15 protein-coding genes are annotated in these 21326 nt (G+C 74.1%); 3 read left to right on the top strand and 12 right to left on the bottom strand.

Features of this window, described 5'->3' with window-relative positions; genetic code table 11:
* Nucleotides 1-38: 38 nt before the first annotated feature.
* The 8 genes from WA788_RS16545 to WA788_RS16580 all read right to left on the bottom strand — a co-directional run bounded on the left by WA788_RS16545 (nt 39) and on the right by WA788_RS16580 (nt 12025).
* Nucleotides 39-1511: a hypothetical protein gene (locus WA788_RS16545; protein ID WP_335977991.1), complete on the bottom strand. Its 1473-nt coding sequence runs from the start codon at nt 1509-1511 to the stop codon at nt 39-41.
* A gap of 128 nt (nt 1512-1639) precedes the next feature.
* On the bottom strand, nt 1640-2653 hold the full coding sequence (locus WA788_RS16550; RefSeq protein ID WP_335977993.1) for an N-acetylglucosamine kinase: 1014 nt from the start codon (nt 2651-2653) through the stop codon (nt 1640-1642).
* The gene (locus tag WA788_RS16555; RefSeq protein ID WP_335977995.1) at nt 2644-3921 is read right to left on the bottom strand and encodes a family 4 glycosyl hydrolase; all 1278 of its coding nucleotides are present in this window, start codon (nt 3919-3921) and stop codon (nt 2644-2646) included. Before WA788_RS16555 ends, WA788_RS16550 begins: the two co-directional genes overlap by 10 nt.
* Nucleotides 3922-4078: 157 nt before the next feature.
* On the bottom strand, nt 4079-5320 hold the full coding sequence (locus WA788_RS16560; RefSeq protein WP_335977997.1) for an ROK family transcriptional regulator: 1242 nt from the start codon (nt 5318-5320) through the stop codon (nt 4079-4081).
* Between the two features lie 143 nt (nt 5321-5463).
* Entirely contained in the window at nt 5464-6246 is a 783-nt protein-coding gene (uppS, locus tag WA788_RS16565; protein WP_335977999.1) for a polyprenyl diphosphate synthase, read from the bottom strand.
* A 130-nt stretch (nt 6247-6376) separates the two neighbouring features.
* Nucleotides 6377-7033: a DUF402 domain-containing protein gene (locus WA788_RS16570; protein WP_335978000.1), complete on the bottom strand. Its 657-nt coding sequence runs from the start codon at nt 7031-7033 to the stop codon at nt 6377-6379.
* Between the two features lie 155 nt (nt 7034-7188).
* Nucleotides 7189-8778, bottom strand: a complete 1590-nt coding sequence (locus tag WA788_RS16575; protein WP_335978002.1) for a phospholipase C — start codon at nt 8776-8778, stop codon at nt 7189-7191.
* A gap of 37 nt (nt 8779-8815) precedes the next feature.
* A complete protein-coding gene (locus WA788_RS16580; RefSeq protein WP_335978004.1) occupies nt 8816-12025 on the bottom strand; it encodes an NHL domain-containing protein in 3210 nt (1069 codons plus the stop codon).
* A 175-nt stretch (nt 12026-12200) separates the two neighbouring features.
* Here WA788_RS16580 and WA788_RS16585 point away from each other — a divergent pair, with 175 nt between their 5' ends.
* The 3 genes from WA788_RS16585 (at nt 12201) to WA788_RS16595 (ending at nt 17646) form a co-directional block, all read left to right on the top strand.
* Entirely contained in the window at nt 12201-13157 is a 957-nt protein-coding gene (locus WA788_RS16585) for a GlxA family transcriptional regulator (RefSeq protein WP_335978006.1), read from the top strand.
* A gap of 218 nt (nt 13158-13375) precedes the next feature.
* Nucleotides 13376-14374 carry a type I glyceraldehyde-3-phosphate dehydrogenase gene (gap, locus tag WA788_RS16590; RefSeq protein WP_335978008.1) on the top strand — a complete coding sequence of 333 codons (999 nt, stop codon included), beginning with the start codon at nt 13376-13378 and terminating at the stop codon, nt 14372-14374.
* 104 nt (nt 14375-14478) lie between these two features.
* Entirely contained in the window at nt 14479-17646 is a 3168-nt protein-coding gene (locus WA788_RS16595) for an ATP-binding protein (protein WP_335978010.1), read from the top strand.
* On the opposite strand, the gene WA788_RS16600 is transcribed toward WA788_RS16595, so the two are convergent.
* The 4 genes from WA788_RS16600 to WA788_RS16615 all read right to left on the bottom strand — a co-directional run bounded on the left by WA788_RS16600 (nt 17630) and on the right by WA788_RS16615 (nt 21126).
* Nucleotides 17630-18418, bottom strand: a complete 789-nt coding sequence (locus WA788_RS16600; RefSeq protein WP_335978011.1) for an ABC transporter permease — start codon at nt 18416-18418, stop codon at nt 17630-17632. The genes WA788_RS16595 and WA788_RS16600 overlap by 17 nt on opposite strands.
* Nucleotides 18415-19401: an ATP-binding cassette domain-containing protein gene (locus tag WA788_RS16605; protein WP_443034048.1), complete on the bottom strand. Its 987-nt coding sequence runs from the start codon at nt 19399-19401 to the stop codon at nt 18415-18417. Before WA788_RS16605 ends, WA788_RS16600 begins: the two co-directional genes overlap by 4 nt.
* An 88-nt stretch (nt 19402-19489) precedes the next feature.
* Nucleotides 19490-20488 carry a hypothetical protein gene (locus WA788_RS16610; RefSeq protein WP_335978016.1) on the bottom strand — a complete coding sequence of 333 codons (999 nt, stop codon included), beginning with the start codon at nt 20486-20488 and terminating at the stop codon, nt 19490-19492.
* Nucleotides 20476-21126: a hypothetical protein gene (locus tag WA788_RS16615; RefSeq protein ID WP_335978018.1), complete on the bottom strand. Its 651-nt coding sequence runs from the start codon at nt 21124-21126 to the stop codon at nt 20476-20478. The genes WA788_RS16610 and WA788_RS16615 overlap by 13 nt, the downstream gene beginning before the upstream one ends.
* Between the last annotated feature and the right edge of the window lie 200 nt (nt 21127-21326).

Consider the following 21326-nt stretch of genomic DNA (forward strand, 5'->3'; position numbering starts at 1 on the left):
GCCCCGCCCCGGGGTACGTGTGTCCGTGCGCATGGCGCTCACCGGTACTCCGACAGGCGCCGCCCGACGCCGATGACCGCCGCGCCCGCGGCGAGCAGCGCGAGCACCCCGGCGCCGACCGGCAGCAGGGCGAGCGCGCCGCGCCCGTCCGTCGCGGCCTGGTGGAACTCCTTCTGCTCCTGCGCGACGGCCTTGCCCAGGCTGGTGTCGACCGCGTCGAAGGTCTGCGCGGTGGTCTCGGTGACGGTGGCGCCGCTGCTCTTCTTCCCGCCGATCACCTCGGCAACCGCGGTGGTGTAGTCACCGCTGTCGTCGGCCGACCGCTCCTCGGTGTGGCGCTGCCGCCACTCGGCCACGTTCGCGATCGCGGAGCGCACCGGGGCGCGCCCGGCCTCCTTGTCGGCCAGCGCCAGCGCCTGCGCCAACTCGCTGCCCCGGCCCGCCCGGTCGCCGGCGGCCGGCCCGGCCAGCGCGTCCATCTCCTTGCTGAAGCTCTCCTCGTACGCGTCGCCCGAACCGCGCGCGACCAGCGTCAGGTTCTCGTCGCCGCGGGCCTGGAGCACATCGGTCCTGGCGTTGTTGAGCACCTGCATCGACTGCGCGCCGTGGTGGTAGGAGTCCGCGAGGTCGGTACGGGCCACGGTGTGCGCGGCGACCAGCCACAGCAGCACCACCGACGTCGCCGCCGTCGCGGTCAGCATGCCCTGGTTGAACACCCGGTTGGTGCGGCGGTAGTGCCGCCGCTGCGCCCACACCAGCGTGCCCAGCGCGATCACCCCCAGCGCCCACGACGCGTACGGCAGGGCCTTCGCGTCGGCGTAGTCGGCGCCGAGCCGGCCGTTCTCCGCCTGGTAGAGCTTGTCGGCCGCGTCCAGCAGGCCGCCCTGCTTGCGCATCTGCTGGTCGGCGTAGCGCAGGTAGGCGCCGCCGAGCGGCAGGCCCTGCCGGTTGTCGGCCTGCGCGGTCGCCACCAGCTCGGTGTAGTGCGGGAGTTGGCTGTTGAGGGCGGCGATCTGGGTACGCGCCTCCTTGGACCCGGCGCTGTTCGCGGCGGCGTCGGCGATGAGTTCGGCGGCGGTGGTGATGTCCCGCTGGTAGCGGTCGGAGACCGCCTTCGGCTCCTCGCCGCCGACGAGGAAACCGCCCGCGACGGTGGCGTCCGCGTCTGCGAGGGACCGGTAGATCTCGGCGGCGTTGGCGCTGAGCGGGCCGCTGTGGTCGATCACGTTGCCCGCCGCGGACTGCCGTTCGGCGACCTGCCACGCGGTGACGGCGCCGAACGCGACCACGACGACGGCCAGTACCGCGCCGACCACCCGCAGCCGGCCCGGCTCCGTGGTGGCCGCCGCGCGCACCCGGGTCAGGGACTCCCGCCAGGCGGCGCGGCGCGGGGCGTGCGCAGCCGGCGGCAACGGGTGGGCGGGGGCGCCCTGGTGGCCCCGCGCCTGGCCCGGTACCGGCGCCGGCACCTGTGCCGTGCCCGTGGTGTTGCCGGTTGGCGTCTGCGTCACGCACCCTCCCCACAGAGCGTTCGGTGTGCAGCAGCAGTATGGCTGCCGTCTGCTACCTCTGCACACGCCTGGGGCCGCCGCGCGGTTCCTGGCCACCCTGTGCGCCGGGCCCGGCCCCGGACCCCGCCCTACCGGTAGTGCGCGCGCAGCGCGGTGTGCGCGTCGGGCGGGGCCGCGGTGCGGTCCAGCCCGAGCAGTGCCGCCCCGAGCACCGGGGGCGCGGTGACCACGTGCGCGCGGGCCTTGGGCGCGGCCGCGGCGAGCCCGGCGGTGACGCCGTCCAGCAGCCGGGCGTTGCCCGCCGCCAGCACTCCGCCGCCCAGCACCACGTCCACCTCGTCGTCGAGGAGTTCCAGCCGCCGCAGCGCGACCGTGGCGAGCGCGACCACCTCCTCGGCCTGCCGGTCGACGACGGACCGGGCCACCGGGTCGCCCGCGTCGGCGGTCGCGAAGAGCACCGGCGTCAGCTCGTACCGCCGCTCGTACGGGATGTGCGCCAGGTGCAGCGCCTCGATCAGCTCGTACATGGTGCGCAGCCCGAAGTGCGCGGGCAGTGCCGCGGCCAGCGCGGTCGGGCCGCCCCGGCCGTCCTCGGCGCGCGCGGCGAGGTACAGCGCCTCCTCGGCCAAACCCGAACCGCCGCCCCAGTCACCGGAGATCTTCCCGATCGCGGGGAAGCGCGCGGTGCGCCCGTCCGGCAGCAGCCCGACGCAGTTGATCCCGGCGCCGCACACCACGGCGACGCCGCGCGGCTGCGCCACGCCCGCCCGCAGGACCGCGAACGTGTCGTTGGCGACGTGGGTCTCGCGCGCCCAGCCGCGCGCGTGCAGCGCCTGCCGCAACTGCCGCTCCTCGACCGGCAGATCGGCGTTGGCCAGGCACGCCGAGGTGTGCTCGGCCAGTGGCCGGCCGCCGCGGTCGCCCGCCGCGGGCAGCCCGGCGGCCGCGGCCGCGCGCTCCACCGCGTCGGCGACGACCGCCACGGCCCGGTCGACCCCGGTGACCGGCGGCTGGAAGCCGCCGGCGCGGGCGCCGCCCAGCACCCGTCCGTCGGCGGCGACCAGCGCCACGTCGGTCTTGCTGTTGCCCGCGTCGACGGCGAGGACGCCGCCGGGGACGAGCGGCTCGGATGTCACGCCCACGCGAAGTGCTCCCGGTTGTGCGCGATCAGCCGGTCGGTCAGGCCGTCGGCGTACGCGTACTGGCCGATCAGCGGGTGGGCCAGCAGCGCGGCGAAGACCCGGTCCCGGCCGCCGCGCAGCGCCGCGTCCAGCGCCAGGTCCTCGTACGCGGTGACGCTCGCGACCAGGCCGGCGAAGAGCGGCTCCAGCGGCGGCACCGGCAGCGGGGTGGCGCCGGTGCCGTCCACCCGGGCGGGCACCTCGACGACGGCGTCGTCCGGCAGGAAGGGCAGCGTGCCGTTGTTGTAGGTGTTGACCACCTGCACGTCGCCGGTCCACGACGGCGACGGCGGGCGCAGCAGCGAGGCGGCGAGCGCGACGGCCGCCTCGGAGTAGAAGGCGCCGCCCCGCTTGGACAGCAGCCCCGGCTTCTCGTCCAGCGACGGGTCGCCGTACATCGCCAGCAACTGCTTCTCCATCGCGGCGACTTCGGCGGCCCGCGACGGCTTGGTGCCCAGCTCGCGCACCACCGCGTCGTGCGCGTAGTAGTAGCGCAGGTAGTACGACGGCACGACGCCGAGCCGGTCCACCAGGGTGCGCGGCATGTGCAGGTCCTCGGCGATGGCGTCGCCGTGCTCGGCGAGCAGCCGCGGCAGCACGTCCGCGCCGTCCGGTCCGCCCAGCCGCACCCCGCGCTCCCAGGTGAGGTGGTTCAGGCCCACGTGGTCGAGGTGCACCTGCTCGGGGGTGACGTCCAGCAGCCGGGCGAACTTCCGCTGGAAGCCGATGGCCACGTTGCACAGGCCGACCGCCTTGTGCCCGGCCTGGAGCAGCGCCCGGGTGACGATGCCGACCGGGTTGGTGAAGTCGATGATCCAGGCGTCCGGGGCGGTCCTGCGCACCTGCTCGGCGATGTCGAGCACCACCGGCACGGTGCGCATCGCCTTGGCGAGCCCGCCCGCGCCGGTGGTCTCCTGGCCGACGCAGCCGCACTCCAGCGGCCAGGTCTCGTCCTGGTTGCGCGCGGCCTGTCCGCCGACGCGCAGTTGGAGCAGGACCGCGTCGGCGCCGGCCACGCCCGCGGCGACGTCGTCGGTGGTGACGATCCGCCCGGGGTGCCCCTGCTTCGCGAAGATCCGCCGGGCCAGCCCGCCGACCAGCTCCAGCCTTTCGGCGGCCGGGTCGATCAGCACCAGCTCCTCCACCGGCAGCGTGTCCCGCAACCGCGCGAACCCGTCGACCAGTTCGGGCGTGTAGGTGGAACCGCCGCCCACGACTGCGAGTTTCAACCTTTGACTCCTGTCAGCGTCACACCTTCGATGAAGGCTTTCTGTGCGAATGCGAGGAAGAGGACCACGACCACGGGGGCCGTCACGAGAACGGCGGCCGCCGGGTCGGATTCCCGTGGGTGTGGCGGCCGCCACGGGTGCGGTCGCGGGTGCGGGGTCAGCGGGAGGTGTCGAACACCTCGTCGCGGGTGGTGGCGAGCGCGCTCTCCAGGGCGCCGCTCAGCACGGGGTGCAGCGCGACGGTGCCGAGCACCAACCGGGGCCGGGGGACGGCCAGTTCGGCCAGCTCGGACTGGATCAGGGCGCGCAGCGGCTCGCCGCCGGAGACCGTGACGTCGCCGGCCAGCACGATCAGCTCCGGGTCGAGCACCGCGACGATCGAGGCGAGGCCGATGGCGTGCCCGGTGGCGCAGCGGGCCAGCAACTCCGCGTACGGGCCCGCGGGTTCGCCGCCGCCGTCCGCGCCGGCCGCCTCCTGGTGGAACTGCGCGGCCCGGCGCAGCAGTTCGGCCGCGGCGTCCTCCAGGCTGCCGTCCGGCACGTCGATCCCGAGTTCGCGGGCGATGCGCAGGACCGCGTTGCACCCGGCCAGCTCCTGGAAGCCGCCGTTGTTGGCCTTGGCGACGTTGCGGACCAGGGGGGTGCCGGGCACCGGCAGGAAGCCGACCTCGCCGGCGCCGCCGGTCCAGCCGCGGTGCAGCCGCCCGCCGAGGACGAAGGCCGCGCCGATGCCCTCCTCGTTCCACAGCAGCGCGAAGTCCCCGTGGCCGCGGGCCGCGCCGAGGCGCTGCTCGGCGATCGCGGCGAGGTTCACGTCGTTGTCGTACTCCAGCGGGATCGGCAGCGCGGCGGCCAGTTCGTCGAGCAGGCTGGGGGAGTGCCAGCCGGGCAGGTGGCTGGCGTAGCGCAGCCGCCCGGTGCTCGGGTCGAACGCGCCGGGGGTACCGATCACCACCCGGTGCAGGTCGGCGCGGCCGAGCCCGGCGGCCTTCAGCGCGCCCTCCAGCGCCTGCACCACCTGCGGCACGGCGCTGCCGGCCGGGTGGGTCGGCGTGGGCAGCCGGAAGTCGCCGACCGTGCGGCCGGTGATGTCGGCGACCGCGGCCCTGATCCGCTCGGTCTTCACGTCGAGCCCGGCGACGTAGGCGGCCGCCGGGTTCACCGAGTACAACTGGGCGTTGGGCCCCGGGCGGCCCGCGGTGGTGCCGGTGGCCAGCACCAGCCCGGCCGCCTCCAGCCGCGCGAGCAACTGCGACGCGGTGGGCTTCGACAGGCCGGTGAGCTTGCCGATGCGGGTACGCGAGAGCGTGCCGTGCTCCAGCAGGAGGTCGAGCGCGGCGCGGTCGTTCATGGCGCGCAGGACGCGCGGCGTTCCGGGAGTGCCAGCCATGCGCGCCATCCTCCCCCAATTCACTGTTAGTAAACTTTCCTATCTGCAATGTCAAAATAGGCCCGCCCCCAGCACCCCGCCCCCGCCCAACCCGTTACCGGGCCGTGCCCGAGCCGCAGGGGCACCGGCCCGGGCCCAAACCGGGCGGGGACTTACGGGGTGGGGGAGGAGCCGCGGCGGTCGGCGTAGCTGCGGACGGCGCGGAGGAAGTCCAGTTCGCGGAAGGCGGGCCAGTAGGCTTCGCAGAAGTACAGCTCGGCGTGGGCGCTCTGCCACAGCAGGAAGTTGGACATCCGCTGCTCGCCGCTGGTGCGGATGACGAGGTCGGGGTCGGGCTGCCCGGCGGTGTACAGGTGCCGGGCCACGTCGTCGAGGTCGATCTCGTCGGCGAGTTCGCCCAGGGTGCGGCCCGACTCGGCCTGCTCGTAGAGCAGTTCGCGCAGCGCGTCGACCACTTCCTGGCGGCCGCCGTAGCCGATGGCGAGCGTGACGTGGGCCCCGGTCGCGCAGCCGCTCGTCGCGGCCACCGCCTCCTTCAGCACGCGGGCGGTACGGTCGGGCAGCGCGTCCAGCGTTCCCGCGACGTGCAGTTGGCGGCGGGCGCCGGCCCCGGCCAGGCGCCGGCCGACCAGGTCCTCGATCAGGCCCATCAGGAATGCCACTTCGGCGCTGTCGCGGCGGGCCAGGTTCTCCGTGGAGCACACGAACACCGTCACGTGGGTCACGCCCAGCCGGTCGCACCAGCCGAGCACCTCCTCCACGTGCTCGCCGCCCGCCCGGTGCCCCTGGCTCGGACTGGCCAGGCCCATCTGCCGGGCCCAGCGCCGGTTGCCGTCCATGATCAGCCCGATGTGCCGCGGCAGCGGCCCGGACGCGGCGACCTTGCGGCGCAACCGCCGCGTGTACAGGGCATACAGCGGACCGGCCATGCGCATGCCGCGCTCCTTCCGGGACAGGCCGCGGACCCCTTCGTCGGACCCGCTACAACACGAAACGATGCCACGCCCGACCTGTTACGTCCCCCGGTCCGGCCGGAACCGGGGCCGCGCCCGCGCCCCCGCGGCGTCAGGGGATCGCGGAGGCGGCGGGGAGGAGCGCCGTCGGCCAGCTGGCGGAGGAGGTCCACCGGTGCCAGCCCGCGGCGGGGGCGAAGGGCCCGTCGGCGCTCTTGACCATGGCCAGCACCTGGTCGCGGGCGGCCTCGACGGCGGCGTGGTCGGTGTCGTCGACGACGCCGAGCCGGCGCCCCTGGGCGTACTCGTCCTCGTCCTTCCAGGTCCACCGGGAGAGGTCGGGGCTGACGACGAGGTCGAGGAGGAGGTCGAAGGTGTCGAAGCCGAGGCCGGTGCGGCGCAGCGGCCGCTGGAAGTTGACGTACCAGTGGTCGAGGCGGTGGTCGCCGTCGGGCGCGTAGAAGGCGTTGACGCTGAAGTACGTCGCCGGGGGGTTCCAGAGCAGTAGGACGGTGTCCTGCCAGGTCCAGCGGCCCAGCCGCCAGTCGCCCGAGGCGAGGTCGTCCAGCGCCCGCATCCGTCCCGTGCTCTGCCCGGACACCTGCGTCGCGATCCAGGCCGCCGGGGCCAGGGACTGGGCGCCGGGGCGGCAGGCCGCCACCAGCGCTTCGGGGTCGTCGTTCACCACGCGGAGCGCCTGGGCGCTCCAGACCCTGCCTCGGAAGACGTCCCTGCGGACGACCGTCGTTCCCGGGGCGAACGGTGCCATGTCGCCACCTCCTCGGCCGGATTCCTGCCCGGCGCCCGCGGCCGCCACCCCGGCGGGCGGAGGCACGCGACCGGCGCGGGTGGCCGCGGGCCGTACGCCGGGTGGGCGTACGGCCCGCGGTTCCCCCTGCCCTCGGACGGGCCGGCGCCGGACGGTCAGTGCCCGTGCGGCTGCGCCGGCATGCTCTGCGTCGCGCCGGGGCGCGAGGGCATCGGCTGGGCGGCGGCCGCGGTCTGCGCGGCGAGGTTGGCCGCGGTGGTGCCCGGCTCGAACTGCGGGTTGCTCGGGGCCGGTTTGCGGTCGTTCAGGCGCAGCGCCCCGGTGAAGTCACCGAAGGTGCGGCGCCGCCAGGTGCTGATCGGGGTGAACTTCACCGGGCCGTTGCCGGACAGGCCGCCCGCCGCGGTGAGCGTCTCGATGAACTGCAGCCCGGAGGTGTGGTCGGAGACCTCGGAGAAGATCCGCCCGCCCACGGTCCACGGCGAGACGATGATGCACGGCACCCGGAAGCCGCCGCCGGCCGGCAGCCCGCCGCCCGGGGTGCCCTTCGGCGAGGGCACGGTGACGAACTCCTCGGGGTACCTGCGCGGGTCGGGCACCGGCGGCGGCACGTGGTCGAAGAACCCGTCGTTCTCGTCGTAGTTGAGCACGAAGACGGTCGAGTTCCACAGCTCCTCGTTGGCCGCGAGCGCCTCCAGCTTCGAGGCGAGGTACTGCGCCCCGGCCGCCGGGAGGTTCGGCGGGTGCTCGTCGGCCGCGCTCGGCATGTACAGCCAGGACACGTCCGCGAGGACCCCGTTGGCGCAGTCCTCCTCGAACCCGAGCGCCGGGTCGGCCGCCGCCGTCGGGTTCAGCGGGTCGCCGGCCTTCCCGGGCGTGCCGTCGCCGTACAGGGTGCCGCCGCTCATCACGGCGTTGTACAGCCCGGTGGGCACCGTCTTGTTCTGGAAGCTGGCGAACCAGGAGAAGACGTTGAACCCGCTGGTCGCGCCGGAGAAGTACGTCTTGACGCTGTACCCGGCGTCGTACAGGATCTCCGCCGCCGACGGGTGCGTCATCGGGTTGGGCGTGACCGTCTCCAGCACCGGCCCGCCGAACCTGCCCTGCGGGTCGTTGGTGCCGGACATCCACACCAGCCGGTTGGGGTCCGTCGGGCCGAGGATCGAGCAGTGGTAGTTGTCCAGCAGTGTGAAGGACTCCGCCAGCGCCCAGTGGAAGGGGATGTCCTCGCGGGTGAAGTACCCCATCGTGTAGGACCCGTTGACCTCGCCGTCGGAGGCGAGGTGGGTGGTCAGCCAACCGTCCATCGCGCCGTGGTTCCACGAGGCGTGCTGGTCGCGCCAGTCGTGCGACAGCGACGGTATCGCGGCCGCGCCGGTGCTGATGGTGGACATGTGGAACGGCTCCAGGTAGCCGTCCGGGTTCGCCGGGTCGGGCTGCCGGAAGACGGAGTCGCCGTTGGGCAGCCTGATCGCGGTCGGGTCGCTGAAGCCGCGCGCGCCGGGGAACATGCCGAAGTAGTGGTCGAAGGACCGGTTCTCCATCATCACGTACACGACGTGCTTGATCTGGGACAGGCTGCCCTTGGCGGGGGTCGCGGCCGCGGCCCGCGCCAGGCTCTCCGGCAGCACGCCGGCCGCACCGGCGGCGCCGGCCAGTGTGGCGGCGCTGGTGATGAAGCGGCGGCGGGACATCCCCGAGCGGCCCGCGGCCGGGCCGGGGTTGCGGGAGTCGGTGGTGCTCATCGTCTCTCTCTTCCTCTCTCGTCGGGTCTCGGACCGGTCAGGACGTCGCGGCGGCCGTGGGCCCGGCCGCGTCGCCGGCCCGGGCGATCCCGAGCACCTGCGCCACCGCGTTGTTGTGGGTGTCGGCCACGTACAGCAGGTGCGTGGACAGGTCGACCGCGACCGCGATCGGGCTGTTGAGCCTGGAGGCGGTCGGCGCCGCGCCGCTGCTCTCGCCGCCGGGCGCGGCCGAGCTGTTGACCACGGTGGTGATGGTCCCGTCGGGGGTGACCATGCGGACCGCGTTGTTGACGGTGTCGGCGACGAACAGGTCGCCCGCGCCGTCCAGGGCCACGCCCTGCGGGTCGTTGAGCCGCGCGGAGGTGGCCGCGCCGCCGTCCCCGGCGAAGCCGCCGAGGCCGTCGTCGGCCCTGGCCGCGGCGTAGTCGCCCGCCACGGTGCTGATCGCCCCGGACGCCGCGTCCACCCGGCGGATCACGTTGTTCGCCGAGTCCGCGACGTAGAGGTTGCCCTTGGCGTCCAGGGCCAGCCCGGTGGGCTGGTCGAGCTGGGCGCGGGTGGCGGCCTTGCCGTCGCCGGTGTACCCGGCGCGGCCGGTGCCGATCACCCGGACGACCTTGTGCCTGGTGTTCACCTCGACCACGCGGTTGTTGCGGGTGTCGGAGACGTACACGTCGCCCGCGCTGTCGACCGCAACGGCCGCCGGGCCGTTGAACTGCGTGGTGAGCGCGTTGGCGGAGGACCGGCTGCCCGCGGTCCCGGTGCCGGCGAAGCGCGAGATCACGCCCTTCGCGGAGACCTCGCGGACCACGTTGTCGCCGCTGTCGGCGATGAAGACGTCGCCGCTGCCGTCCACGGCGGTGCCGGCCGGCTGGTAGAGCGTCGCGTCGGTGGCCTTGCCGCCGTCGCCCTTCTCCCCGCTGTCCTCCAGCTGCCCGGCGATGACGCTGGTGGCGCCGTCGCGCAGCCGCGCCACCACGTTGTCACCGGTGTTGGAGACGTAGACCGAGCCGTCGCCGACGCTCGCCAGCTCCGCCCGCAGGTTCGCCTTCGTGCCCGCGGCGCCCTGGGACTGCGCCTGCGGGGAGCCACCGCCGACGGAGATCCCCGCCGGCCGGTACAGCGAGCCCGGCGTCACGTTGGGCACGACCGCGCCGGTGCCCGGGTCCACGTGCGTGCCGGGGATGTCGCCAACCGAGGTGTACGGCATGGTCTGGAGCACCGGCCCGGACGGCACCGCGTCGGAGCCGATCCTCAGGTCGAGGTTGTCGGCGGTGCCGTCGGAGTTGGCGCCGCTGCTCACGCCGACCGTGGCGATGGTGACCACGACCTTCGCGGTGCCGTCGGGCACCGTGCCGTACCACGCCTGGTGGACCAGGCTGGAGACGTTGCCGCGCTGGGCGGCGGTGACCGGGCCGATCACGCCCGAGCCGAGCGTGCCGCCCTGGTCGTCCACGAACGCGGCCGTGACGGTGGCGTAGTCGCTCTGCGTGGCGTAGCCGCCGAGGTCGCCGGAGAGCTCGAACGGCTGGCTGCCGGTGCTGAGCGCACCCAGGTCGACGGTCTGCACGCCGGTGGTGGCGATGCCCGGGATCGACACGGTGCTGGGGTTGGTGCCGCCGTAGAAGACCCGGCCGCCGGTCACGCCCGGGTATGTCGACGCGCGCGACTCCTGCGTGCCGTCGGGGGCGTTGAGCGGGGAGGCGCTGGTCCAGCAGTCGGCGATGGTCTGGTCGTCGCCCAGCGGCGCGCCGAGCGCGGTGGCCGCGGTGAAGTCCTCGGCGCCGGGGTTGGCGATGAGGTTGGCGTTCAGGGCCGGGGTGACCTGGTCGGCGGCCGGGCAGGGCGCGGTGTACGTCTGGCCGACCGTCTTCTGGCCGATCGTCAGGTTGAGGTTGTCGGCCGTGCCGTCGTTGTCGGAGTCGTCGGCGACGGCCGCCGTGACGATCGTGACGAGGATCTTCTTCGTGCCCGCCGGGACCGTGCCGTATGTGCCGTCGGAGAGCAGCTCGGTGGTGTTCGCGCGCTGGGCGGCGGTGGCCGGGCCGATGCCGGCCGTGCCGAGGGCGGCGCCGTCGGCGTCCTCGAAGGTGGCGGTGACCTGGGCGAAGTCGCCCTGTGCGGCGGACCCGCCGACCTGGCCGGTCAGCTTGTACGGCTTGCCGTCCACGTCCAGCGCGCTGACGTCGACCAGCTGGGTGCCGCTGGTGACGGTGCCCGCCGCCGATACGCCGTCCGGGCTGCTGCCGCCGTGGAAGACGCGGTCGCCGGTGGTGCCGGGGGCGGTGGAGGCGCGCGACTCCTGGGTGGCGTCGGGGGCGCCCAGCGGCGAGTTGCTGGTCCAGCAGTCGGCGATGGTCTGGTCGTCGCCCAGCGGCGCGCCGAGCGCGGTGGCCGCGGTGGCGTCCTCGGCGCCGGGGTTGGCGATGAGGTTGCTGTCCAGGGCCGGGGTGACCTGGTCGGCGGCCGGGCAGGGCGCGGTGTAGTGCTGGCCGGTGCCGTCGGCGGCGATCGTCAGGTCGAGGTCGTCGGCCCGGCCGTCGATGCCGTACCCGGCGCTGACGCCGGTCGAGGCGATGGTGACCAGGACCTGCTGGGTGCCGGCCGGGACGGTGCCGGCCGCCGCCTGCGGGACGAGGCTGGTGACGCTGCCGCGCTGCCCGGCGTTGACCGGGCCGAGCACCGCGGAGCCGAGGGTGGCGCCCTTGGCGTCCTGGAACGCGGCCGTCACCGTGGCGTAGTCGGCCTGCGTGGTGTAGCCGCCGATCGCGCCGGTCAGGGTGAACGCCTTGCCGCCCGCGTCCAGCGTGCCGACGTCGATCATCTGGGTGGCGATCGTGGTGACGCCGACGATCGACACCTGCGGGGAGTCGTAGTCGTAGCCGCCGTAGAAGGTGCGCTTGCCGGTCTGGCCCGGCTCCGAGGACGCGGCCGACTCCAGGACCGCGCCGGGCGCGTTCATCGGGGAGGAGGCGTCCCAGCAGTCGGGGACGTCCTGCGGGTCGCCCGCCGGGGCGCCGAGCGCGGTGACCGCGGTGAAGTCCTCCGCGCCCGGGTTGGCGATGAGGTTGGTGCCCAGGGCGGGGGTCACCACGTCGGCGTCGGGGCAGGCGGCGGAGAAGCGCTGGCCGGTGGTGGCCGCGGTGGCGGTGCTGCCGTCGGCGTCGGCCCCGACGAGGCCGAGGACGGTCAGCGCCGCGGCGGCCGCGGCCACGGTTCTCCAGCCGACCTTGAGTTGAGGGATCATGGCCCTCATTCACGGCCAGCGCCACGGACGCCGCGCGGCCCGGTTCCGGCGGGACGATGGATGTTGTGTGAACATTCCTCAGCCGGCCTGCGAATTGCGCCCGTTGGGCCGGATCGGCGTCGGCGCGGCCGCCGGATGGACGGTCCGGCGCCGCCCCGCACTTACGCTGGTGCGCGTGCCCGCCTCCGCCCTGCAACGCGTCGCCGTCCTCGTGCTCGAAGGGGCCAAGCCGCTCGACGTCGGGATTCCCGCGCAGGTCTTCTCGACCCGCGCGAGCATGCCGTACGAGGTGCGGGTGTGCGGTGCGGCGCCGGGTCTGGTCACCGGTGGCGACGGGCTGTCGTACCACGTCGCCGACGGCCTCGACGCGCTCGCCTGGGCCGAGATCGTCTTCATCCCCGGCTACCGCTTCCCCGACCGCGACGACCCGCCGCCGGCCGTCGTCGAGGCGCTGGTCGCCGCCCACCGCCGCGGCGCGCGGCTCGCCGCGATCTCCACCGGCGCCTTCGCACTGGCCGCCACCGGCCTGCTCGACGGCCGCCGCGCCACCACCCACTGGCACTACACGCGGGCGCTCGCCGTGAAGCACCCCCGGGTGCGGGTGGACGAGAACGTCCTGTTCGTCGACGAGGGCAGCGTGCTGACCTCGGCCGGCGCCGCCTCCGGGATCGACCTGTGCCTGCACGTGCTGCGCCGCGACCTGGGGGTGGCCGCCTCCAACCACGCGGCGCGGCGGCTGGTCGCGGCCCCGTACCGCAGTGGCGGCCAGGCGCAGTACGTGCCGCGCAGCGTGCCCGAGCCGCTGGGGGAGCGGTTCGCCGCCACCCGGGAGTGGGCGCTGCGCCGGCTCGGCGAGCCGCTCACCTTGGAGGTGCTGGCCCGCCACGCGGCGGTCTCGCCCCGGACGTTCTCGCGCCGCTTCACCGAGGACACCGGGTACACGCCGATGCAGTGGGTGATGCGGGCCCGGGTGGACGTGGCGCGGGAGCTGCTGGAGCGCTCCGGGCGCAGCGTCGAGCAGATCGCGGCGGACGTGGGGCTGGGGACGGGGGCGAACCTGCGGCTGCACTTCCAGCGGACGCTGGGGACGACACCGAGCGAGTACCGGCGGACGTTCACGCGCGGCGAGTAGCGGCGGGCCCCGGCGAGCCTCGGCGGGGGGCCGGTACGGTGCCGGTCCTATGGCGCCAGGCGGTCCTACGGCCTGCGTGGCGCGATCCTTGCGAACCGTGGCGCTCGTGCCCAGGCCGTACCCGGCCGCCGCGCGCCACCCTGGAAGGCGAACCGGACAGTCACCCGCAGGGACCTGCGGAGACTTCAGGAATCGTGCCAGGACTGGGGACACTTCTCATGACCCGCATCGCCATCAACGGATTCGGCCGCATCGGACGCAACGTGCTGCGCGCGCTGCTGGAGCGCGACACCGAACTGGAGGTCGTGGCCGTCAACGACCTCACCGAGCCGGCCGCGCTCGCCCGCCTGATCGCCTTCGACTCGACCGCCGGCCGCCTCGGCCGCCCGGTGAGCGTCGACGGCGACGTCCTCGTGGTGGACGGCCGCCGGATCAAGGTGCTCGCCGAGCGCGAACCCGCGCAGCTGCCGTGGGCGGAGCTCGGCGTGGACATCGTGCTGGAGTCCACCGGCCGCTTCACCGCCGCGAAGGCCGCGCGCGCCCACCTCGACGCCGGCGCCCGCAAGGTCCTGGTCAGCGCGCCCTCCGACGGCGCCGACGTGACCCTGGCGTTCGGCGTCAACACCGAGGCGTACGACCCGGCCCTGCACACGGTCGTCTCGAACGCCTCCTGCACCACCAACGCGCTCGCCCCGCTCGCCGCGGTCCTGCACGACCTCGCCGGGATCGAGCACGGCTTCATGACCACGGTGCACGCCTACACCCAGGAGCAGAACCTCCAGGACGGCCCGCACCGCGACCCGCGCCGGGCCCGTGCCGCGGGCGTCAACATCGTGCCCACCACCACCGGCGCGGCCAAGGCGATCGGCCTGGTCCTGCCCGACCTCGACGGCAAGCTCTCCGGCGACTCCATCCGGGTGCCCGTCCCCGTCGGCTCGATCGTCGAACTCAACACGACCGTCGCCCGCGACGTCACCCGCGACGAGGTCCTCGCCGCCTACCGTGCCGCCGCCGACGGCCGGCTCGCCGGTGTCCTGGAGTACTCCGAGGACGCCCTCGTCTCCTCCGACATCACCGGCAACCCCGCCTCCGCGATCTTCGACTCCGCCCTCACCCGCGTCGACGGCCGCCACATCAAGGTCGTCGCCTGGTACGACAACGAGTGGGGCTTCTCCAACCGCGTCATCGACACCCTCCAACTCCTCGCCGCCTCCTGACCCTTGCCCCCCGGGTTCGCCCAGGGCACCGACCGGCCCCGCGCGCCCGAAGGCCGCGGGGCTCGGGCGGTCCGGGTGAAGGCCGGGTGGCCTAGGCTGCGCGGGTGGACGCGAGACCTGAGCTGACTCTTCTGCCGCGGGTGGCGTGGCGCGGGCAGGAGGTCAACGCGCCGCGGCTGCGGGCGCTGCTGGCGCTGCTGGCCGGGGAGCTGCGGGGCGGGTGCGGCACCGAGCGGCTGGTGCGCGGGCTGTGGCCGGAGGAGTTGCCGGAGCGGCCGGGCAAGGCGCTCCAGGTGATCGTGTCCCGGGCACGGGCGCAGTGGGGCGCGGAGGTCATCGAGAGAACCCCGGGCGGATACCGCCTGGCCCTGACCGAGGAACAGGTGGACAGCTCCGCCTTGTTGCTCGCCGCATCCACGGGCGCCGAGCGGGCCCGGGCCGGCGACCACGCGGGAGCGCTGGCGGCCGCCGAGACCGGCCTCGCACTGTGGGCGGAGGTCCCCGACGACTCCCACGACGCCGGCTCCTCGTCCGACCCCGTCGCCGCGCTGCGCGCCGAACGCCGCCCCGTACGCGACGCGTTGGCCCGTACCCGGGCCCTGGCCCTGGCCCGGCTGGGCCGGTACACCGAGGCCGCCGGCCCCCTCGCGCAGGCCGCCGCCGCCCACCCGCACGACGAGGAAGTCCTCGCCGAACTCCTGCGCACGCAGGCGGCGACGGCCGGCCCGTCCGCCGCGCTCACCCGCTACGAGGCGTACCGCCGCGGCCTGCGCGACCGGCTCGGCACCGCGCCGGGCGCCCGACTGCGGTCCGTGCAGCAGGAGTTGCTGCGCGAACAGACTCCCGCGGCCGTGCACGGCGTACCGCACGAACCGAACCCGCTGCTCGGCCGCGACGCGGACGTCGAGGCGGTGCTGCACCTGCTGCGCGACGCCCGCGCCGTGACCGTGGTCGGCCCCGGCGGCCTCGGCAAGACCCGGCTCGCCCACGCCGTCAGCCGCCGGGCCGAAGGGCGCGTCGTGCACTTCGTGCCGCTCGCCGGGGTCACCGCCGACCAGGACGTGGCCGCCGAGGTGGCGGCGGCGCTCGGCGCGGGGGACGCCCGGCACCCCGCCTCCACCGCACCCGCCTCCGCCTCCACCGCACCCGACCCGGTGTCCGGCATCCTCGGCGCCCTCGGCCCCGCCCCCGCCCTCCTCGTCCTCGACAACTGCGAGCAGGTCGTCCACGGCGCCGCCGACCTCGTACGGGCCCTCGTCGCCTCCACGCGCGACCTGCGGGTGCTGGCCACCAGCCGCGCCCCGCTCGACCTCACCTCCGAGGCGGTGTACGCCCTGCCCGCCCTCGGCCCCGCCACCTCCGCCGAGCTGTTCACCCAGCGCGCCCGCGCCGCCCGCCCCGGCGCCGACCTGCCGCCGGACGCCGTCGCCGAGCTGTGCCGCCACCTCGACGGGCTGCCCCTCGCCCTGGAACTCGCCGCCGCCCGCGTCCGCGCGCTGTCGGTCCCGGAGATCGCCCGCCGCCTCGGCGACCGCTTCGCGCTGCTGCGCGGCGGCGCCCGGGATACCCCCGCACGCCACCGCACCCTGCACGCCGTCGTCGCGTGGAGCTGGAACCTGCTCGCCGAGGACGCCGCCGCCGCGCTGCGCCTGCTGTCCGTCTTCCCCGGCGGCTTCTCCGGCGCCGCCGCGGACCACGTCCTCGGCACCGACGCGCTGCCCGTCCTGGAGCAACTGGCCGACCAGTCCCTGCTCACCGTGGCCGACACCCCGGCCGGCACCCGCTTCCGGATGCTGGAGACCGTACGGGAGTTCAGCGCCGCGCGCCGCGCCGAGGCCGGCGAGCAGGACGAGGCCGCCGACCGCTTCCTGCGCTGGGCCCGGGACTTCGGCGCCGCCCACCACGACGTGCCCTTCGGCCCCGAACCCCGCGCGGCCTGGGAGCGGATCAGACCCGAGCAGGACAACCTCGTCCTCGCCCTGCGGCACGCCCTGGCCCGCGGTGACGGCGCCACCACCGCCGCCGTCACCGCGGTGCTCGCCGCCCTGTGGTCCAGCGACGCCGGCTACGCCCGCCTGCTCACCCTCGCCGCCGACACCGGCCCCGCCCTCTCGCACCACCGCCCCGCGCCCGAACACGCCGAAGTCGCCCGCGCCGCCGCCGTGATGTGCACCGCGGGCCTGCTCATGGGCCACGGCCCGCGCCCGCTGCGCCAACTCGCCACGCTGCGGCGGCTGCCCGCGGCCACCCCCGACACCCTGCTGGGCGCCGCCGCGCTGGTCCTCCTCGCCGTCCCCCGGATACGGCCCCCCGACTTCGCGGTGCTGAACGAACTGTGCGGCAGCGACCGCCCGTTGGTCGCCGGCATCGCCGAGAGCATCGCCACCTACGTCTGGGAGGCCGAGCACGACCCCGACCGCGCGCTCGCCTCCGCCCACCGCGTCGTCACCGAACTGGCCCCGGCCGGCAGCCCGTCGATGCGCCTGGTCGGGCACTCCCGGCTGAGCGAGCTGTACCTGCGGGTCGGGCGCGGCGAGGAGGCGTACCGCCATCTCCTCGCGGTACTGGACGTGTTGCCGCTCCTCAACGACGGGCAGGAGCACCTCTTCGTCCGCTCCTCCCTCGTCCTCGCCTGCCTCCAGCGCGGCGACCTCGACGAGGCCGAGTTCTGGCTCGCGCAGTGCGAACGGGACGCCGCGCGGCGGCAGGACGCGCACTACCGGCCGGACCTGGCCGGCCGCGCCGAGGTCGCGCTGGCGCGCGGGGAGACCGAGAAGGGGCTCGGCCTGTGGCGCGAGGTGGGGGAGCGGATGCGCGCGGGGGCCGGACCGGCCGCCGCCGAGCCGGCCCTGCCCGACCCCTGGACGCTGCACCTCCAGGCGGCCCTGGTCACCGCCCACGCGCACGCCGGCCGCCTCGACCTCGCCGAGCCCCAACTCGCCGAGCTGCGAAGCTCCTTGCGCCTGCTGCTGGCCGCGGACACCGCGCCCGGCGCGTCCGCGCAACTCCCCCTGTACGGCACCGCGCTGCACGCCCTCGGCATGGCCGGCCTCGCCCGCGGCGACACCGCCCCCGCCGTCCGCATGCTCGCCCTGGCCGAACGGCTGCACGTACTGCGGGAGTTCCAGCCGACGATGTCCGCGGACCGCGCCCGGCGGGCGGCTGCGAACGCCGACCGGGCGGCGTACCGCGACGCGGTGTCGCGGTACGCCGCCCTGGCACGGGACGACCTGCGGGCCGCCGCCCGCGCGCTCGTCACCGACCGCGGTTGAAGGACCGCATCGACCAGCGGTAGCCCAGCACCGTCAGACCGGCGCACCACGCCAGCGCGATCCACCCGTTGTCCCCGATGCCCGTGCCCAGCAGCAGCCCGCGCAGCGTCTCGATGGCCGGTGTGAACGGCTGGTACTTCGCGATCGGCTGGAACCAGCCCGGCATCGTGTCCGCCGGGATGAACGCGCTGGAGATCAGCGGCAGCAGGATCAGCGGCATCGCGCTGTTCCCGGCGGCCTCGGCGTTCGGGCTCGCCATCCCCATCCCGACCGCGACCCAGGTCAGCGCCAGTGCGAACAGCGCGAGCAGCCCGAACGCGGCCAGCCACTCCAGCGCGCCCGCTCCGGTGGACCGGAACCCGACGGCCACGGCGACGGCGCCGACCAGCACCAGACTGGCCAGCACCTGGAGCACGCTGCCCACGACATGCCCGATGATCGGGGCGCCGCGGTGGATCGCCATCGTGCGGAACCGGTCCATGATGCCCTCGGACATGTCGGTGGCCACCGACACCGCCGCCCCGATCACGGTGCTGCCGATCGTCATCATCAGGATGCCGGGCACCAGGTAGGCGACGTAGTCCGCGCGGTTCGCGGTGGCGCCCCCGATGCCCGCGCTCATCACGTCGCCGAAGACGTAGACGAAGAGCAGGAGCAGCATGATCGGGGTGAGCAGGAGGTTGAGGGTGAGGGAGGGGTAGCGGCGCGCGTGGAGGAGGTTGCGGCGCAGCATCGTGTGGGAGTCGCGGACGGCCAGGGGGAGGGCGCTCATCGGGTCTCTTCCTTCCGGAGGGTGCTGCCGCTGCCGGGCTGCGCGGGGACGTCGCGGCCGCCGGTGAGCGCGAAGAACACGTCGTCGAGGTCGGGGGTGTGCACGGTCAGTTCGTCCGCCTCGACACCGGCGGCGTCCAACCGGTCCAGTACGGACCGCAGTTCGCGCTGGCTGCCGTCGCTGGGGACCCGCAGGGTCAGCGCCTCGTCGTCCCCGACCGCCCCGCGCAGTGCCGCTGCCGCCGACCGGTACGCGGCCGGGTCCGTGAACCGCAGCCGTACGTGCCCGCCCGGGACGAGCCGCTTCAGCTCCTCCGCGGTGCCCTCGGCCGCGATCCGGCCCTCGCTCAACACCGCGATACGGTCCGCGAGTTCGTCGGCCTCCTCCAGGTACTGCGTGGTGAGGAACACCGTCACCCCGTCGGCGACCAGCCCCCGTACGATGCCCCACATCGTGTGGCGGCTGCGCGGGTCCAGCCCCGTGGTCGGCTCGTCCAGGAAGATGATCCGCGGGCCGCCCACCAGCGTCATCGCGAGGTCCAGCCGCCGCTTCATCCCCCCGGAGTACGTCGACGCCGGCTTCCTCGCCGCCTCGTCCAGGCCGAACCGCGCCAGCAGTTCCGCGGCCACCCGGCGGCCCTCGCGGCGCGGCAGATGGTGCAGGTCCGCCATCAGCAGCATGTTCTCCTCGCCGGTGATCAACCCGTCCACCGCGGAGAACTGCCCTGTCACCCCGATCGCCGCCCGCACCTGCTGCGCCCCGGCCACCACGTCGTGGCCGCCGACCCGCACGTGTCCGGCGTCCGCCGCGACCAGCGTCGACAGCACCTTCACCGCGGTCGTCTTCCCGGCCCCGTTCGGCCCCAGCAGCGCGAACACGGTGCCTGCGGGCACCACCATGTCCACCCCGTCGAGGACCGCCTTGTCCCCGTACGCCTTCCGCAGCCCGCTCGCCTCGATGGCGGGCCCACCCGATGTCGTCATCATGCCCCGGAGCTTCCCGCCCCCCGGCTTCACCGCGGTTTCACCCCGCACTCACCGGGTCCCGGCGGGAGCAGGCGCCGTGAAACCCTCAGCGGTTGACGGCCTGGTTCTCGCGGACGGTGACGGTGAACTGCTTGCTCGACCGGCCGTCCGGGAGCGCCGGGGCGCTGGGGGCGCCGTCGGGGTCGGCGGAAGGGGTCCAGGTGACCTTCCAGACGACGCTGGCCTTCAGGGTGTAGCCCCCTGCGGAGGATGCCTTCGTGTACGTGACGTTGCAGTCCGCGTCCTTGGTGTCGACGCTGTACTTCCCCCCGGCCGCCTTCAGGTCGTACGTGCAGCTCTGGGGGTCCGCGTACGGCGTTCCCGCGTCGATCGTCAGCTGCTCCGGCACCGCGGTCGTGGTCGCCGCGACGTGGATGCCGAAGTCCGCGTTGTCCAGGCTCGCGGTCACCCACACCTTCGGCAGCGCCTTGTCGAACGCGATCTCCGTGTCCAGGTTCACCAGTTGGTTCTGCGCGATCGGGCGCAGCGTGATATCCGGATTCGGCAGGACCGTCTCGTTGAACGCCAACCCGGCCAGCGTCTTCGGGTCGACCTTGGGAATGTCGGGCGTCGACGGCTGCTCCGGTGTGATCCACTTCCACGGGTCGAGCGCCGCGCACGCGTCGGCCTTGGAGAGGTCGGGGACGATCAGCTGGTACCAGCCCCCCTTGTCGCCCTCGTGGAAGTTGTCCTTCCCGTACTCCTGTCCCATCTCGTCCCAGGCCGACCCCGAGACCCAGTTGCTGTTGATGTAGTCCGAGAACTCCTTCGGAGTGAACTCCGGCTCATACCAACAAGCCGGCGGCGACCACCCCGACCCCGCCGGCGCCGTCATCTGGACCCCCGCGCCGTGGTAACTCTTCTTGTAGCTGACCTTGGATTGGATCGAGTTGGGTGAGCCGGGCCCTGGAGTTTTCTGAGTCGGCTGGTGGCCGTGTTTGAATTCGCCGACCTTGGCGTTGCCCGGTGGTGCGGATGCGAGCACGGCGCAACCGGTGAACACCATGACCGCCAGCGCGCGATGGCGGCGTTTCACGGCTGGCATCGGGCGACTCCTTCCTGGGAATTGTCGGTTGCCGTGACCCACGTACCATCTTTGGACTTGCGCATGAGGGAGCTGTGCAGAATGAAATCGTCAGAGCTCGGGGTGGTGGTGAGGACCTTGCCGCTCTTCGTGTCCTTGTCGTAGAGGTACCGCTCGTTCTCGCAGTACGTCACACCGGCCTGTGATCCGTTGATGGTGACCTTGCGGTCGTAGTAGTGCACCGACCCGCTGATGTTGTGTCCGTTCTTCTTCAGCGCGTCGATGGTTTCGCTCCACGTCTCGAGAGCGCTCTCGGACATGTAAGTCGTAAACAGAGGCAGGTTCTTGTCGAGCTTGGTGACGGCAACGTATGTGGCATCCAAGCCGTAGCCTTGGTCGCGGAGGATGGCGTCCTTGGTCTTGTCGCCCGTGGTGTCCGCGTCGATCGTGATTTTGACGTCGCTGGGGAAGTCGAACGTCGGGGCGCCGGGGGCCGTGGTGGGGGTGGGGGAGGAAGAAGTGGTGGTGGGGGGCGGGGTACTCGCGGGGGTGGTGGCCGCGATCTTGTCATCGTGGCTGCCACCCCCGCATGCGGTGAGGAACAGGGCGGCCGCAGCCACGGTGCAGGCGGCGGCAGCAAACGTCGTGCGGGGTGCCATGGCGGACCCAGTCTCCCGTTGTCGGTGTACGCAGACGTGACGGGAGCAAAGGACGAGGCGCTGCCGAGGAGTGGTCGTGCAGAGCCCCCCCGGGCCGGCCGCCCTTCACGGTGGCCACATTCTGCAACGTTCGGAGCCCTACGTTAGCTGTCGTCACGCGCCGCAGTCCACGACGACGCGACCGACTCCACCGGCGCGCG

It is taken from the genome of Streptomyces sp. CA2R106 (assembly GCF_037034245.1).
GTDB lineage: Bacteria > Actinomycetota > Actinomycetes > Streptomycetales > Streptomycetaceae > Actinacidiphila.